The organism is Klebsiella sp. X1-16S-Nf21, assembly GCF_002837615.1.
GTDB lineage: Bacteria > Pseudomonadota > Gammaproteobacteria > Enterobacterales > Enterobacteriaceae > Klebsiella > Klebsiella variicola.
Genome location: NZ_PJDK01000109.1, coordinates 1 through 13,714, shown reverse-complemented (window position 1 = coordinate 13,714; position 13,714 = coordinate 1). Strand labels below are relative to the sequence as shown.

The window sequence follows — 13,714 nt, the reverse complement described above, 5'->3', positions numbered from 1 at the left end:
GGAGCCGAAGCCGTAGACGATGGATTCCGGGAAGTTGTAATCACGCTGCACCATGAACGACACGCCGCCGAAAATGGCGCAGTTAACGGCGATAAGCGGCAGGAAGATCCCTAACGCGTTATAGAGTGCCGGGAAGTACTTATCGAGGATCATCTCGAGGATCTGCACCAGCGCCGCAATCACTCCGATAAAGGTGATGAAGTTCAGGAAGCTGAGATCTACGCCTTCCACCAGCGCGCCGTCGCGCAGCACCAGGTTATAGACCAGGTTGTTGATTGGCACAGCAAGACCCAGCACCACCGTCACTGCGACGCCGAGGCCGAAGGCGGTGGAGACCTTTTTCGACACCGCGAGGAAGGTACACATCCCGAGGAAGAAGGCCAGCGCCATGTTCTCAACGAACACCGCGCGGACAAACAGGCTAATGTAATGAGCCATCATCGATTACTCCTTTTCCTGCTGCTCAGGCTTCCAGCTACGCAGGGCCCAGATCAGCAAACCGATAATGAAGAAGGCGCTCGGCGCCAGCAGGAACAGGCCGTTCGGCTGATACCAGCCGCCGTTCTGCACCGTCTCCAGCACCGTGATACCGAACAGCTTGCCGCTGCCGATAAGCTCGCGCAGGAAGCCGACGATTATCAGGATCGCGCCATAGCCGAGACCGTTGCCAATACCGTCCATAAAGCTGGCCAGCGGCGGCGATTTCATGGCATAAGCTTCGGCACGCCCCATCACGATACAGTTGGTGATGATAAGCCCGACGAACACCGACAGCTGCTTAGAGGTCTCATAGGCGAAAGCCCGCAGCAGCTGATCCACCACGATAACCAACGAGGCGATGATCGCCATCTGCACGATGATGCGCACGCTATTGGGAATATGGTGGCGAATCATCGAGATAAACATGCTGGAGAACGCCGTCACCAGCGTCACCGCAATGGTCATCACGAAGGCGGTTTCCAGTTTAGTGGTTACCGCCAGCGCGGAGCAGACGCCCAGCACCTGCAGGGCGATGGGGTTGTTGGCGATGAGCGGCCCCACCAGCACGCGCTTCACCTCTTTCATATCGCTCTGTTCAGCCATTATTCAGCCCTCCCTCACGCACTTTTTTCAGGAACGGACCAAAGCCCAGTTCGCCCATCCAGAAATCAAAGCTGTGCTGCACGCCGTTAGACGTTAGCGTGGCGCCGGATAAACCGTCTACTGCATGCAGGTCACCGGCGCGCGCGCCGCCTTTCACCACCCGGAGTGCCGGCATGCCGTTGTCATCCAGCACCTGCTTGCCAATAAACTGCTGGCGCCAGTTCGGGTTCTCCACTTCGCCGCCCAGCCCCGGGGTTTCCCCCTGATCGTAATAAGTAATGCCTTTCACCGTGCGGCCATCAACGTCCAGCGCCATAAAGGCGTACATCATCGACCACAGGCCATTGCCGTAGATCGGCAGCACCATCTGCTCAATCTGTTGCTGCGCGTCGCGCACCAGATAAATTTCCGCCAGGTTGCTACGCCGCTTAATGCCGGCCGGATCCTGGCTGGCGTCCAGCGCGATGCTCTGCTGTGGATCCTTCAGCGCCTGGGCCTGATTAAATTTTGCCGGGTCTTTCTCCAGCAGCTCGCCGGTCGCCAGATTCACCAGTCGCGGCGAAATGCGCGCCGCGAAGGTTTCCGCTACCGCATCAGCATCCATCCCGGGCTGTATCAGGCCGGCGACGGCCAGGATATTGCGCTGTTTATCCAGCGCCCGCTGCGCCTGCTGGCGGGATTTCAGCCCCACGGCCGAGCCCGCTACCACGATGGAGCAGACCAGACAAAGCACCAGCACCACCAGCAGCGTTTTGCCGATGCTATCGTTACTTTTCTTCTCAGCCACGCGACTTCCTCCGCTTAATATTGGCCTGCACCACCAGGTAATCGAACAGCGGTGCGAAGAGGTTGGCGAAGAGGATCGCCAGCATCATCCCTTCCGGATAAGCCGGGTTCACCACGCGGATCAGCACGCACATCACGCCGATCAACACGCCGTAACTCCATTTCCCTTTATCGGTAAACGAGGCGGATACCGGGTCTGTCGCCATAAACATCATGCCGAAGGCAAAGCCGCCGAGCACCAGATGCCAGTACCATGGCATAGCGAACATCGGGTTGGTGTCGGAGCCGATAACGTTAAACAGGGTGGCGGTGGCGATCATGCCGATCATCACCCCGGCGACGATGCGCCAGGACGCGACGCGGCCAAAGAGAATGATCGCGCCGCCGATCAGGATCATCAGCGTGGAGACTTCGCCAATTGAGCCGGGAATGTTGCCGAGGAAGGCGTCCATCCAGCTCACCGGGATGCCGGTCGCGACGTTAACCAGCGCTTCACCGCCGCCGCTGGCCCACTGGGAGAGCGGCGTGGCGCCGGAGAAACCGTCCGCCGCCGTCCACACGAGATCGCCGGAAATCTGCGCCGGGTAGGCGAAGAACAGGAACGCGCGCCCCGCCAGCGCCGGGTTGAGGAAGTTGCGCCCGGTACCGCCGAAAATCTCTTTGGCGATCACCACCCCAAAGGAGATCCCCAGCGCCGCCTGCCATAGCGGAAGCGTAGGCGGCACAATCAGCGCGAAGAGAATTGAGGTAACGAAAAAGCCTTCGTTGATCTCATGTTTGCGCACAATCGCGAACAGCACTTCCCAGAAGCCGCCGACGATAAAAACGGTGATATAGATCGGCAGGAAGAAGACCGCGCCCAGGGTCATCATGCTCAGCCAGCCGGCGTCAGCGCTGAAGCTGACCCCTAACCACTGGGCGACGCTGTAATGCCAGTTGTTGGCGATCACCTGCTGCAGCTGTTCGGCGCCGTACAGTTTGTGCAGCGCCGGAATGGTCTGCAGCCCAACGTTGTACATGCCCCAGAACATCGCCGGGAATACGGCAAACCACACGAGGATCATCATCCGCTTGAGGTCGATGGCGTCGCGCACGTGCGCCGCGCCGCGGGTGACCTGCCCCGGCGTGTAGAAGATGGTCGCCGCCGCTTCATACAGCGGGTAATATTTTTCCAGCTTGCCGCCATGCGTGAAATGCGGCTCAAGTTTCTCAATCAGGTGCTTTAAGCCCATCTCTTATCCTTCCTGCTCAATCTGGGTTAACACGCTGCGCAGCGCCGGACCGTATTCATATTTGCCCGGACAAACGTAGGTGCAGAGCGCCAGATCTTCTTCATCCAGCTCCAGACAGCCCAGCGCCTGGGCGCTATCGCTATCGCCGGCCAGCAGATCGCGCAGCAATATGGTTGGCAGAATATCCAGCGGCATCACCCGCTCATAGTTGCCGATCGGCACCATCGCCCGCTCGCCGCCGTTAGTATCCGTGGAGAAATGAAAGCGCTTGCGCTTGAAGAAATGGCCTAGCGTAGTGCGGGTAATCGAGAACTTCTCTTTGCCCGGCATCACCCAGCCAAACAGCTCTTTTTCCCGACCTTCGCGAACCACGCTCACCTGCAGATGGAAACGCCCGAGGAAAGCGTGGGGGCCGTGGGCGCGGGTACCGCTAAGTACCGAGCCGGAAATGACGCGGTTTTCCCCCTCCTCCAGCCCGCCCGCCAGCAGATCGTCCAGGCTGGCGCCCAGCGTCGTTTTGACCAGCCGCGGCGACTTCACCTGCGGGCCGCCGAGCGCAATCACCCGCTCGCAGTTCAGCTCACCTTCAAGGAAAAGCTGACCGATAGCGATCGCATCCTGATAATTGAGGTGCCAGACCTGTTTATTCAGGCTCACCGGCTCCAGAAAGTGAATATGCGTTCCCGGCAGCCCCGCCGGGTGCGGCCCGGAGAACTGATTAAAACAGACCTGGCCGGCAGGATGGCCGCCCAGCTTGCCGCCGCTGGGCTGGCAGACATGCACTTTCCCGTCGGTCAGACGCGTGAGCACGGTAAGACCGGCATCGAAGGCGGCACGCTCGGCCAGAATAATCGGCTGCGGCTCCGCCGCCAGCGGATTGGTATCCATGGCGTTGACAAAAATAGCGGCGGGCACGCTGCCCGGGCGCGGCGTTTTACTGAATGGCCGGGTGCGTAGCGCCGTCCACAGGCCCGAGGCCAGCAGCTGCTGCTGTACGGTGTCGCGCGGCAGCTCAGCCAGTGCGTCCGCGGCGTAACGGGTAAAGGCCACCGCGTCATTGCCCTCGATATCAATCACCACTGACTGTAAAACGCGCCGTTCACCGCGGTGGATGGCGCTGACAACCCCGCTCGCCGGGGCGGTAAAGTAGACGCCGGGGGTCTTTTTATCTTCGAACAGGATCTGACCTTTTTTGACCCGATCGCCCTCTTTGACCGCCATAGCGGGACGCATCCCGACGTACTCTTCGCCGAGTAGCGCGACGCGCTTCACCGCTGGCGCAGGAGAGATCTGCTGTAATGGCATGCCAGCTATGGGCAAATCCAGCCCTTTCGTGATTTTAATCATATCGTTAGCAGGTATCCGTAACCTCAACCCCGACGCAGGCCGGGGCCAGCTTATTGACAGAATGGCAGAGAAGAAAGGGCGAAACGGCGCCAGTGGCGCTCATGACGGAAGAGAAGCCTCCTTTCTTACTCTGGTGATGAACCGGCGCAAGTGTAACATTTCGTGAGCGGCGGCTGTAGCGCGAGGGGCAATAAGTGCTTCTAAAATGCGAGCTATTGCGCAAAGTTCTGACTGTGTTTTCGCCGTAAGCGGGTTATAAAGTGAGGCTGAATTGTAAACGCCGCCACGTCGCCCTTGCGAAAAAATGCCGTGATGCTAATGTGAGCGCTCTAAATCCAGAAAACTCTGATTTCGGGTCTCTCTTGCCGTCCTGGCAATGTGGCTATTTTGTTTTATCAAGGAACAAGCAGTATGCGCAAAATCGCATTATTTATTGCGATGCTTCTGTTGCCGTGCGTGTCATTTGCCGGGCTGCTCAGCAGCAATAGCCCGACGACGCCGGTTAGCAAAGAATACAAGCAGCAATTAATGGGTTCACCGGTTTACATTGAGATCTTTAAAGAAGAGCGCATGCTCGACCTTTACGTCAAAATGGGTGAAACCTACCAGCTCCTCAACAGCTATCGGATCTGCAACTATTCCGGTGGCCTGGGTCCGAAACAGCGTCAGGGTGATTTCAAGAGTCCGGAAGGGTTCTATAGCGTCACCCGCAGCCAGCTCAAACCCGACAGCCGCTTCTATAAAGCCATTAACATCGGCTTCCCGAACGCCTACGATCGCGCCCATGGTTATGAAGGGAAATACCTGATGATCCATGGCGACTGCGTCTCAGTCGGCTGCTACGCCATGACCGACAGCGGGATCGATGAGATCTTCCAGTTTGTGACCGGCGCCTTAGTCTTCGGCCAGCCAAGCGTGCAGGTGAGTATCTATCCGTTCCGCATGACCAACGCCAATATGGAACGCCACAAATACTCCTACTATGCGGATTTCTGGAAACAGCTTAAGCCTGGCTATGACTATTTCCAGCAGACCCACAAACCGCCGATTGTGTCAGTGACCGACGGCCGCTATGTGGTAAGCAAGCCGCTCAGCCACGAGGTTGTTCAGCCGCAGCTGGCCTCAAACTACACGCTCCCCGAGACAAAATAACGCCCACTCGCCTGGCATGATCTTGTGCCAGGTTTCATTGGCCGTCAGCGGCTGCGTGGCGATAACCGTGACCACATCGTTGGGTGTGGTCTCGCGTTGAAAGTCGATCTCCACATCCTGGTCCAGCAGTTTTGCCACGCCAAACGGCGCCCGCCGGGTGATCCAGTGCAGATTGGTCGAGCAGAACGCCATCACGTAGCGCCCGTCCGACAGCAGCATGTTGAACACCCCTTTCTCACGCAGTTCACCCGCCAGGGTGGCGATATACTTGAAAACGCCCAGCATATTGCCCGGCGTGCGCGGATAGCGCTCGGTTAAACGGTGCAGCAGCCAGCAAAACGCTTTTTCACTGTCGGTTTCACCTACCGGATGGAAATTACCGGTTTTCAGCGATTTATAGCCTTTGAGCTGCCCATTGTGCGCATAGGTCCAGTTGCGCCCCCACAGTTCGCGGGTGAAGGGATGGGTGTTCTCCAGGGCCACCATCCCGCGATTGGCCTGACGGATATGGGCGACGACGGAACAGGACTTAATCGGGTAATCCTGGACCAGTTTCGCGATCGGCGACTGAAAGCTCGGCTGCGGATCTTTGAATGTGCGACAGCCTTTGCCTTCATAGAAGGTGATGCCCCAGCCGTCTTTATGCGGCCCCGTCCCGCCCCCGCGCTGCACCAGCCCGGTAAAGCTAAAACAGATATCTGTTGGCACATTGGCGCTCATCCCGAGCAGTTCGCACATAGATCACCTCACCCTCACAAATCACGACGGCGCCAAAGCGAGGCCGCCGTCAACAGTACACACTCGCCTGCCTGTTAGCCTTTCACCATCTCTTTTTCGATCAGCATAATCAGGATATGGATCACTTTGATGTGGATCTCCTGGATGCGGTCGGCATAGCCAAAGTGCGGCACGCGTATTTCAACGTCGGCGGAACCCGCCATTTTGCCGCCGTCTTTACCGGTCAGGGTGATCACTTTCATCCCCTGCGCCCGCGCGGCTTCAATGGCCTTGATCACGTTGCCGGAGTTACCTGACGTGGAGATGCCGAGCAGCACATCGCCCGCACGGCCGACGGATTCAACATAGCGGGAGAACACATACTCATAGCCAAAATCATTGCTCACGCAGGAGAGATGGCTGACGTCGGAGATCGCGATGGCCGGGTAACCCGGGCGGTTTTCGCGATAACGACCGGTCAGCTCTTCCGCAAAATGCATCGCATCGCAATGGGAACCGCCGTTACCACAGGACAGCACTTTCCCACCCGCCTTAAAGCTATCCGCCAACAGAACAGCGGCACGCTGGATAGCATGGATATTGGCTTCGTCCTGCAGAAAGTTAGCCAGCGTTTCCGCGGCTTCGTTCAGTTCGTTACGAATAAGATCCTGGTACATGAGGATAATCCTTCAGTATGAGTGGAATAACCCTGGCAGTGTACCGGATAGCCGCCGAAGCGAGAAGCAGCAGGCAGTGTTATCCCCCGCCCTTTTGATTTTATGTGCCGCTTTTGCATACAACAATGTGAGCGAGGTTGTAATTATTTTGTAAACACATTGCTAAATAAAAACGCATGCACTACAACCAATACATCACAAGTGGTCAGACCTCCTACAAGCTCAGGGAGCATTTCTCTATGATGATTTTGAGTATTGTTGCAACCGTCGTTTTACTCGGTGCGCTCTTCTATCACCGGGTCAGCCTGCTGCTCAGCAGTGTGATTTTGCTCGCCTGGACCGCGGCGCTCGGCGCGGCCGGACTGTGGAATATCTGGCTGCTGCTGCCGCTGGCCATTATTTTGTTGCCGTTCAACTTTGCCCCCATGCGTAAATCGATGATTTCCGCACCGGCATTTCGCGCTTTCCGCAAGGTGATGCCGCCGATGTCGCGTACGGAAAAAGAAGCCATCGACGCCGGCACCACCTGGTGGGAAGGCGATCTGTTCCGCGGCAACCCGGACTGGCACAAGCTGCATAACTATCCGCAGCCGCGCCTGACCGCCGAAGAGCAAGCTTTCCTCGACGGCCCGGTGGAAGAGGCCTGCCGGATGGCTAACGACTTCGCCATCACCCACGAAATGGCCGATCTGCCGCCCGAGCTGTGGGCCTATCTGAAAGAGCACCGCTTCTTCGCGATGATTATCAAGAAAGAGTATGGCGGGCTTGAGTTCTCCGCTTACGCTCAGGCACGAGTGCTACAGAAACTTTCTGGCGTCTCCGGCATCCTGGCGATCACCGTCGGCGTCCCAAACTCGCTGGGCCCGGGCGAACTGCTGCAGCATTACGGTACCGAAGAACAGAAGAATCATTATCTGCCGCGTCTGGCGCGCGGCCTGGAAATCCCCTGCTTCGCACTGACCAGTCCGGAAGCGGGCTCTGACGCCGGCGCTATTCCGGATACCGGCGTGGTGTGCATGGGCGACTGGCAGGGTCAACAGGTGCTGGGGATGCGCCTGACCTGGAACAAACGCTATATCACGCTGGCGCCAATCGCCACCGTGCTGGGGCTGGCCTTCAAACTCTCTGACCCGGACCGTTTGCTGGGCGGCGAGGAAGAGCTGGGCATCACCTGCGCGCTGATCCCCACCTCAACGCCGGGCGTGGAAATTGGCCGTCGCCACTTCCCGCTGAACGTCCCGTTCCAGAACGGCCCAACCCGCGGCAAGGATATCTTCGTGCCGATCGATTACATCATCGGCGGCCCGAGCATGGCCGGTCAGGGCTGGCGCATGCTGGTTGAATGTCTGTCCGTGGGCCGCGGTATTACCCTGCCTTCCAACGCCACCGGCGGCCTGAAATCCGTCGCTATGGCGACCGGCGCCTACGCCCACATTCGCCGTCAGTTCAAAATATCGATCGGCAAAATGGAAGGGATTGAAGAGGCGCTGGCGCGCATCGCGGGTAACGCCTATGTGATGGACGCCGCGGCGTCGCTGATCACCTACGGCATTATGCTCGGCGAGAAACCGGCAGTGCTGTCCGCGATTGTGAAATATCACTGTACCCACCGCGGCCAGCGCTCCATTATCGACGCGATGGATATTACCGGCGGGAAAGGCATTATGCTGGGCGAAGGTAACTTCCTCGCCCGGGCTTACCAGGGCGCGCCGATCGCCATCACCGTTGAAGGCGCAAACATTCTGACCCGCAGCATGATGATCTTCGGTCAGGGGGCTATTCGCTGCCACCCTTACGTGCTGGAAGAGATGGCCGCCGCGCAGAATAACGACCTGAACGCCTACGATAAGCTGCTGTTCAAACACATCGGCCATGTCGGCAGTAACAAAGTCCGGAGTTTCTGGCTGGGCCTGACCGGCGGACGCACCAGCAGCGCGCCGACCCGTGACGCCACCCGTCGCTACTATCAGCAAATGAACCGTCTGAGTGCCAACCTCGCGCTGCTGTCAGACGTGTCGATGGCGGTACTGGGCGGCAGCCTCAAGCGTCGCGAACGTATCTCCGCGCGTCTGGGGGATGTGTTAAGCCAGCTGTATCTGGCCTCCGCGGTGCTGAAACGCTATGACGATGAAGGACGCAATGAAGCCGATCTGCCGCTGGTTCACTGGGGAGTGCAGGATGCGCTGCACCAGGCTGAACAGGCCATCGACGATCTGCTGAAAAACTTCCCCAACCGTCTGGTGGCAGGTGCGATGCGTGTGGCCATCTTCCCGACCGGGCGTCATCATCATGCGCCGTCGGATAAGCTGGACCATAAAGTCGCTAAAATTCTGCAGGTGCCCAGCGCCACTCGCTCCCGCATCGGTCGCGGTCAGTACCTGACGCCGAGCGAGCATAACCCGGTTGGTCTGCTGGAAGAGGCGCTGCTGGAAGTGATGGCGGCCGATCCTATCCACCAGCGGATCTGCAAAGAGTTGGGTAAAAACCTGCCGTTCACCCGTCTGGATGAGCTGGCACACAACGCGCTGGCCAAAGGATTAATAAATCAGGAAGAAGCCGCTATTCTGACCCGCGCAGAGCACAGTCGCTTGCGCAGCATCAACGTCGACGACTTTGCGCCAGAGGAGCTGGCGACAAAGCCGGTAAAGCTGCCGGAAAAAGTTCGCAAAGTTGAAGCCGCATAATAAAACAATCACCACATCACACGCCGGGCGGGGAATTTTCCCCGCTTTTTTTCGTCCCCCCTCCTCCGTGGCTTCTGTCAGTAGCATTTTTTTAACAAAATATTCCGCTGACCGCCGCGAGGCTGATATGGTGTTACAGTTAACCTAACCCCCTCATGAGAATGGAGTTGACCATTGTGCCTGGCCTGAAAATTACGCTGTTGCAACAACCGCTGGTCTGGATGGACGGCCCTGCCAACCTGCGCCATTTTGATCGCCAACTGGAAGGGATTATTGGGCGCGATGTCATTGTTTTACCGGAGATGTTCACCACCGGCTTTGCCATGGAAGCGGCAAAACAGTCTTTACCCGAAGCCGACGTGGTGGAGTGGATGCATGCCCGGGCCGCGCAAACCCAGGCGCTGATTGCCGGCAGCGCAGCGCTGCAAACCGAACACGGCGCTGTTAACCGCTTCCTGCTGGTCGAGCCCGACGGTACGGTGCACCATTATGATAAACGGCACCTGTTCCGTATGGCCGATGAACACCATCATTATGAGGCTGGTGACCGACGCGTGGTCTTTGAATGGCGCGGATGGCGTATCCTGCCGCTGGTCTGTTACGACCTGCGCTTTCCGGTATGGTCGCGTAATCTGAACGACTATGATTTGGCGCTGTATGTTGCCAACTGGCCGGCGCCGCGCTCCCTACACTGGCAGTCGCTGCTGGTCGCCCGCGCTATCGAGAACCAGGCCTATGTCGCCGGCTGTAACCGGGTCGGTACTGACGGTAACGGCCATCATTACCGCGGCGATAGCCGGATTATCAGTCCCCAGGGGGAGATTGTCGCCACTGCCGATCCGCATCAGGCCACCCGTCTTGATGCCGAATTGTCGCTGGCTGCCCTCCAGGAATATCGCGAAAAATTTCCCGCCTGGCGCGATGCCGATCCTTTTACCCTCGGTTAATCTCCCTCCGCTTTCTTCCTCATTCAGCAGGTAAAGAAAGCGGGATTTCGCCCGCCAGCGCACCGCAGAATATTTGCCGGGCGCCATTCATTTCTGTTCTACACTCATTAAAAGCCCCCACAACCAAATGGGCGGAGATCACCTTCAACTCACTTCTGCGTTGTAAATCATGAATTTTCTGTTGCTGGCGTGTTTTGTTAAACAACGCTGAGCGTTGGCGTAAGAATATTATGTGAGCGTAAAAGAAAATGGATAATAATAATCTGCTGTTGATTGAAAAACGGCTGGTCACCCGCTTTCTCGATATGTTTATTCGGTTCGGGCTTATTCTGGCGCTGGCCTCATTCTGTTTTACCGTCTTTTCTCCCTTTATCAATATGATGCTCTGGGCGCTGATCCTCGCCGTGGCGCTCTATCCCTTACATCAATATTTTGCCGGATTGTTAGCGGGCAAACAGGGACTGGCGTCAGTGGTGCTGGTGTTGTTAGGTATTTTACTGATCGTCATCCCCACGGTGCTGATGATCACCTCGTTGGCGGAAAGCGCCAGCGCCATGATAGACAAGATGGGCAGCCAGAGCTTTACCATTCCCCCGCCCTCCTCGCGCATTGCCGCGTTACCGATCATTGGCGAACGGCTTAGCGCCCTGTGGATGAGAGCTTCCGTCGATCTCCCGGGACTGCTCAGTAATTACCGCTCGCAAATCGGCGACATTGCCAAACAGTTTCTCAGTATTTTGGCCAGCATGAGCGGCGGGCTGATTGGCTTTATTATTTCGTTTATCGTCTCGGGAATTATGATGGCCTGGGGCGCAGCGGGCGCCATTAGCGCCCAGCGTATTGCCATCCGTATTACCGATGAAAATAAAGGCGTGACCCTCACCCGCCTGTGCACCAGCACCATCCGCGCGGTCGCCCAGGGCGTCATCGGGGTGGCATTGATCCAGGCGCTGCTGGTCGGCGTGATCATGCTGATGGCCAGCATTCCCGCCGTCGGGATCTTCTTTATTCTGGCCCTGCTCCTCGGCATTGCCCAGGTGCCGGTGATCCTGGTGACGGCCCCGGCCATTGCGCTAATGTGGAGTCTCGGCACCCACAGTACCGGCATGGATATCTTCTACACCATCCTGCTGATCGTCGCCGGCATGGCCGATAACGTCCTCAAACCTCTGCTGCTGGGGCGCGGAGTCGACGCGCCAATGCCGGTAGTGCTGCTGGGCGCCCTCGGCGGAATGGCCTCTAACGGCATTCTCGGTATGTTTCTCGGCGCCACCCTGCTGGCCATCGGTTATCGGATCTTCATGACCTGGGTAAATGAAGGGCAACCCGCCCTGCCGCAGGATAAATAACCTCAAGGGAGCGTTACGCTCCCTTAATTCATTCCATAAACATTCGTACCGCGCACCAGACCAGCAGCAGCGCCAGCAGCAGATTTAACCCTCTTCCATGGCGTTCGAACACCGGCTGAAACAGTTGACCGGCCAGCGCCCAGCAAAGATTGCCGGCAACGCCTATTACTGATAGCAACAGGCTTATCATCACCAGCCAGAATGGCTCGCGAGTCACTGGCAGAACAAAGGTCGACAGGGCCGTGATGCCGTACAGGATAATTTTTACATTCACAAACTGCAGCCCCAGGCTGGCCCAGAAGCTGACAGGCCGCTCCTCCTGCCCACCGCTGGCCGGGTCGCTGCGGGCAATGTGCCAGGCCAGCCACAGGATATACCCTGCGCCGACCCAGCGTAGCAGGGAGGTTATCCCCTCATCCAGGGTAACGAGAGTGAACGTCAGCCCGGCACAAATCAGCATGATGATCACAAACCCCAGGCTCATGCCGGCCAGAACCCGCATGCTCCGTCGAAAGCCGTGCGCGGTGACGCTGCTCAGCGCCAGAATATTATTCGGCCCGGGCGTCAGGGCGGTGATCAGGGTGTAAGTTAAAAAGGCGCTAATCAGGGTAGGTGTCACGTGTTTTCTCCTCTTGACTGGCAGACAGTACCCGAAGCTGATAATTTAAAAAAATGAATGTTTTTTCATTCTGAATTCGAGAATGTCGATATAAAGAGGAAATATGGATCTGCGACGCTTTATCACCTTCAAAACGGTTGTCGAAGAAGGATCCTTTCTGCGCGCCTCGCAGAAACTGTGCTGCACCCAGTCCACCGTAACCTTTCATATCCAGCAGCTTGAGCAGGAGCTTGCCATCCCGCTGTTTGAGAAAATTGGCCGGCGGATGTGTCTCACCGCCGCGGGTAAGAATGTCCTGCCGCATGTCTACGACTTGACCAAAGTAATGGCGTCGATTCGCCAGGCGGCGCGCCAGGACGATGAACCCGGCGGCGAACTTCGCGTCGCCACTGGTGAAACCCTACTGGCGTACAAAATGCCGCCGGTGCTGCAGCGTTTTAAGCAACGCGCCCCGAAGGTCCGCCTGTCACTGCAGTCACTCAATTGCTACAGCATCCGTGATGCGCTGCTCGCTGACGAAGTCGACCTGGGGGTGTTTTACCGGGTTGGCAACGATGATGCGCTCACCATGATGGAACTTGGCCCGCAGCCGCTGGCGCTGGTCGCGTCAGTCGATCAGGCGCCGGTCGACTTCCTGCGCCCGCGGCAGCATATCCCATTGAGCTTTATCATCAACGAACCCCAGTGCGTGTTCCGGCAGATTTTTGAAAGTACCCTGCGCCAGCGCGGCATTACCATGGAGAACACCATCGAACTGTGGAGTATTGAAAGCATCAAACAGTGCGTGGCGGGCAATCTTGGGGTGAGCTTCCTGCCGCGCTTTGCGGTAGAGGAGGAACTCAAACGCGGGACGCTGGTCGAGCTGCCGTTCAGCGAGACGCCGCTGACGATCCATGCGCTCTGCGCCCATCACGCCGGGAAAGCAATCAGTCCGGCGATGCGGGTATTCATGCAGTGTATGCAGGAGGAACAAGAGGCGCGCTGAAATTCGGCGACGAAAACGACGAAAGCCTGAATCATTGCTGATTCAGGCTTTCTGAATAGTGGCGGAACGGACGGGACTCGAACCCGCGACCCCCTGCGTGACAGGCAGGTATTCTAACCGACTGAACTACCGCTCC

Annotated in this window: 13 protein-coding genes and 1 tRNA gene; 5 read left to right on the top strand and 9 right to left on the bottom strand. The window is 57.7% G+C overall.

Features of this window, described 5'->3' with window-relative positions; genetic code table 11:
- The 5 genes from CW267_RS27995 to CW267_RS27975 form a co-directional block, all read right to left on the bottom strand.
- The coding region (locus CW267_RS27995) for an NADH:ubiquinone reductase (Na(+)-transporting) subunit E (RefSeq protein ID WP_101148691.1) at positions 1–438 on the bottom strand (438 nt) is incomplete at its 3' end.
- Between the two features lie 6 nt (positions 439–444).
- Complete coding sequence (locus CW267_RS27990; RefSeq protein ID WP_002889716.1) at positions 445–1,083, bottom strand: NADH:ubiquinone reductase (Na(+)-transporting) subunit D; 639 nt, start codon at positions 1,081–1,083, stop codon at positions 445–447.
- Positions 1,076–1,870 (bottom strand): Na(+)-translocating NADH-quinone reductase subunit C, encoded by a 795-nt coding sequence (locus tag CW267_RS27985; protein ID WP_100781130.1) that lies wholly within the window; start codon positions 1,868–1,870, stop codon positions 1,076–1,078. The genes CW267_RS27990 and CW267_RS27985 overlap by 8 nt, the downstream gene beginning before the upstream one ends.
- Complete coding sequence (locus CW267_RS27980) at positions 1,863–3,101, bottom strand: NADH:ubiquinone reductase (Na(+)-transporting) subunit B (RefSeq protein ID WP_017901312.1); 1,239 nt, start codon at positions 3,099–3,101, stop codon at positions 1,863–1,865. The genes CW267_RS27985 and CW267_RS27980 overlap by 8 nt, the downstream gene beginning before the upstream one ends.
- A gap of 3 nt (positions 3,102–3,104) precedes the next feature.
- Positions 3,105–4,448, bottom strand: a complete 1,344-nt coding sequence (locus CW267_RS27975; protein WP_100781131.1) for a Na(+)-translocating NADH-quinone reductase subunit A — start codon at positions 4,446–4,448, stop codon at positions 3,105–3,107.
- A 411-nt stretch (positions 4,449–4,859) separates the two neighbouring features.
- Between CW267_RS27975 and dpaA the strand changes: the two genes are divergently transcribed.
- A complete protein-coding gene (dpaA, locus tag CW267_RS27965; RefSeq protein ID WP_100781132.1) occupies positions 4,860–5,600 on the top strand; it encodes a peptidoglycan meso-diaminopimelic acid protein amidase in 741 nt (246 codons plus the stop codon).
- Here dpaA and CW267_RS27960 read toward each other — a convergent pair.
- Entirely contained in the window at positions 5,571–6,338 is a 768-nt protein-coding gene (locus tag CW267_RS27960; protein ID WP_008805262.1) for a class II glutamine amidotransferase, read from the bottom strand. The genes dpaA and CW267_RS27960 overlap by 30 nt on opposite strands.
- Before the next feature lie 74 nt (positions 6,339–6,412).
- Entirely contained in the window at positions 6,413–6,994 is a 582-nt protein-coding gene (lpcA, locus tag CW267_RS27955; protein WP_008805261.1) for a D-sedoheptulose 7-phosphate isomerase, read from the bottom strand.
- A 239-nt stretch (positions 6,995–7,233) separates the two neighbouring features.
- Here lpcA and fadE point away from each other — a divergent pair, with 239 nt between their 5' ends.
- The 3 genes from fadE (at position 7,234) to CW267_RS27940 (ending at position 11,974) form a co-directional block, all read left to right on the top strand.
- Positions 7,234–9,678 (top strand): acyl-CoA dehydrogenase FadE, encoded by a 2,445-nt coding sequence (fadE, locus tag CW267_RS27950; RefSeq protein WP_012968887.1) that lies wholly within the window; start codon positions 7,234–7,236, stop codon positions 9,676–9,678.
- 176 nt (positions 9,679–9,854) lie between these two features.
- Positions 9,855–10,625: an amidohydrolase gene (locus tag CW267_RS27945; protein ID WP_016160335.1), complete on the top strand. Its 771-nt coding sequence runs from the start codon at positions 9,855–9,857 to the stop codon at positions 10,623–10,625.
- A 248-nt stretch (positions 10,626–10,873) separates the two neighbouring features.
- Positions 10,874–11,974: an AI-2E family transporter gene (locus CW267_RS27940; RefSeq protein WP_023297094.1), complete on the top strand. Its 1,101-nt coding sequence runs from the start codon at positions 10,874–10,876 to the stop codon at positions 11,972–11,974.
- Positions 11,975–12,002: 28 nt separating this feature from the next.
- Here CW267_RS27940 and eamB read toward each other — a convergent pair whose 3' ends face one another.
- A complete protein-coding gene (gene eamB / locus CW267_RS27935) occupies positions 12,003–12,593 on the bottom strand; it encodes a cysteine/O-acetylserine transporter (RefSeq protein ID WP_012968889.1) in 591 nt (196 codons plus the stop codon).
- Positions 12,594–12,696: 103 nt separating this feature from the next.
- On the opposite strand from eamB, the gene CW267_RS27930 reads away from it, so the two are divergent.
- Positions 12,697–13,578, top strand: coding sequence for a LysR family transcriptional regulator (locus CW267_RS27930; RefSeq protein ID WP_012968890.1), 882 nt, complete (start codon positions 12,697–12,699; stop codon positions 13,576–13,578).
- 59 nt (positions 13,579–13,637) lie between these two features.
- Here the strand turns inward: CW267_RS27930 and CW267_RS27925 are convergent.
- Positions 13,638–13,714 (bottom strand) — tRNA-Asp (locus CW267_RS27925).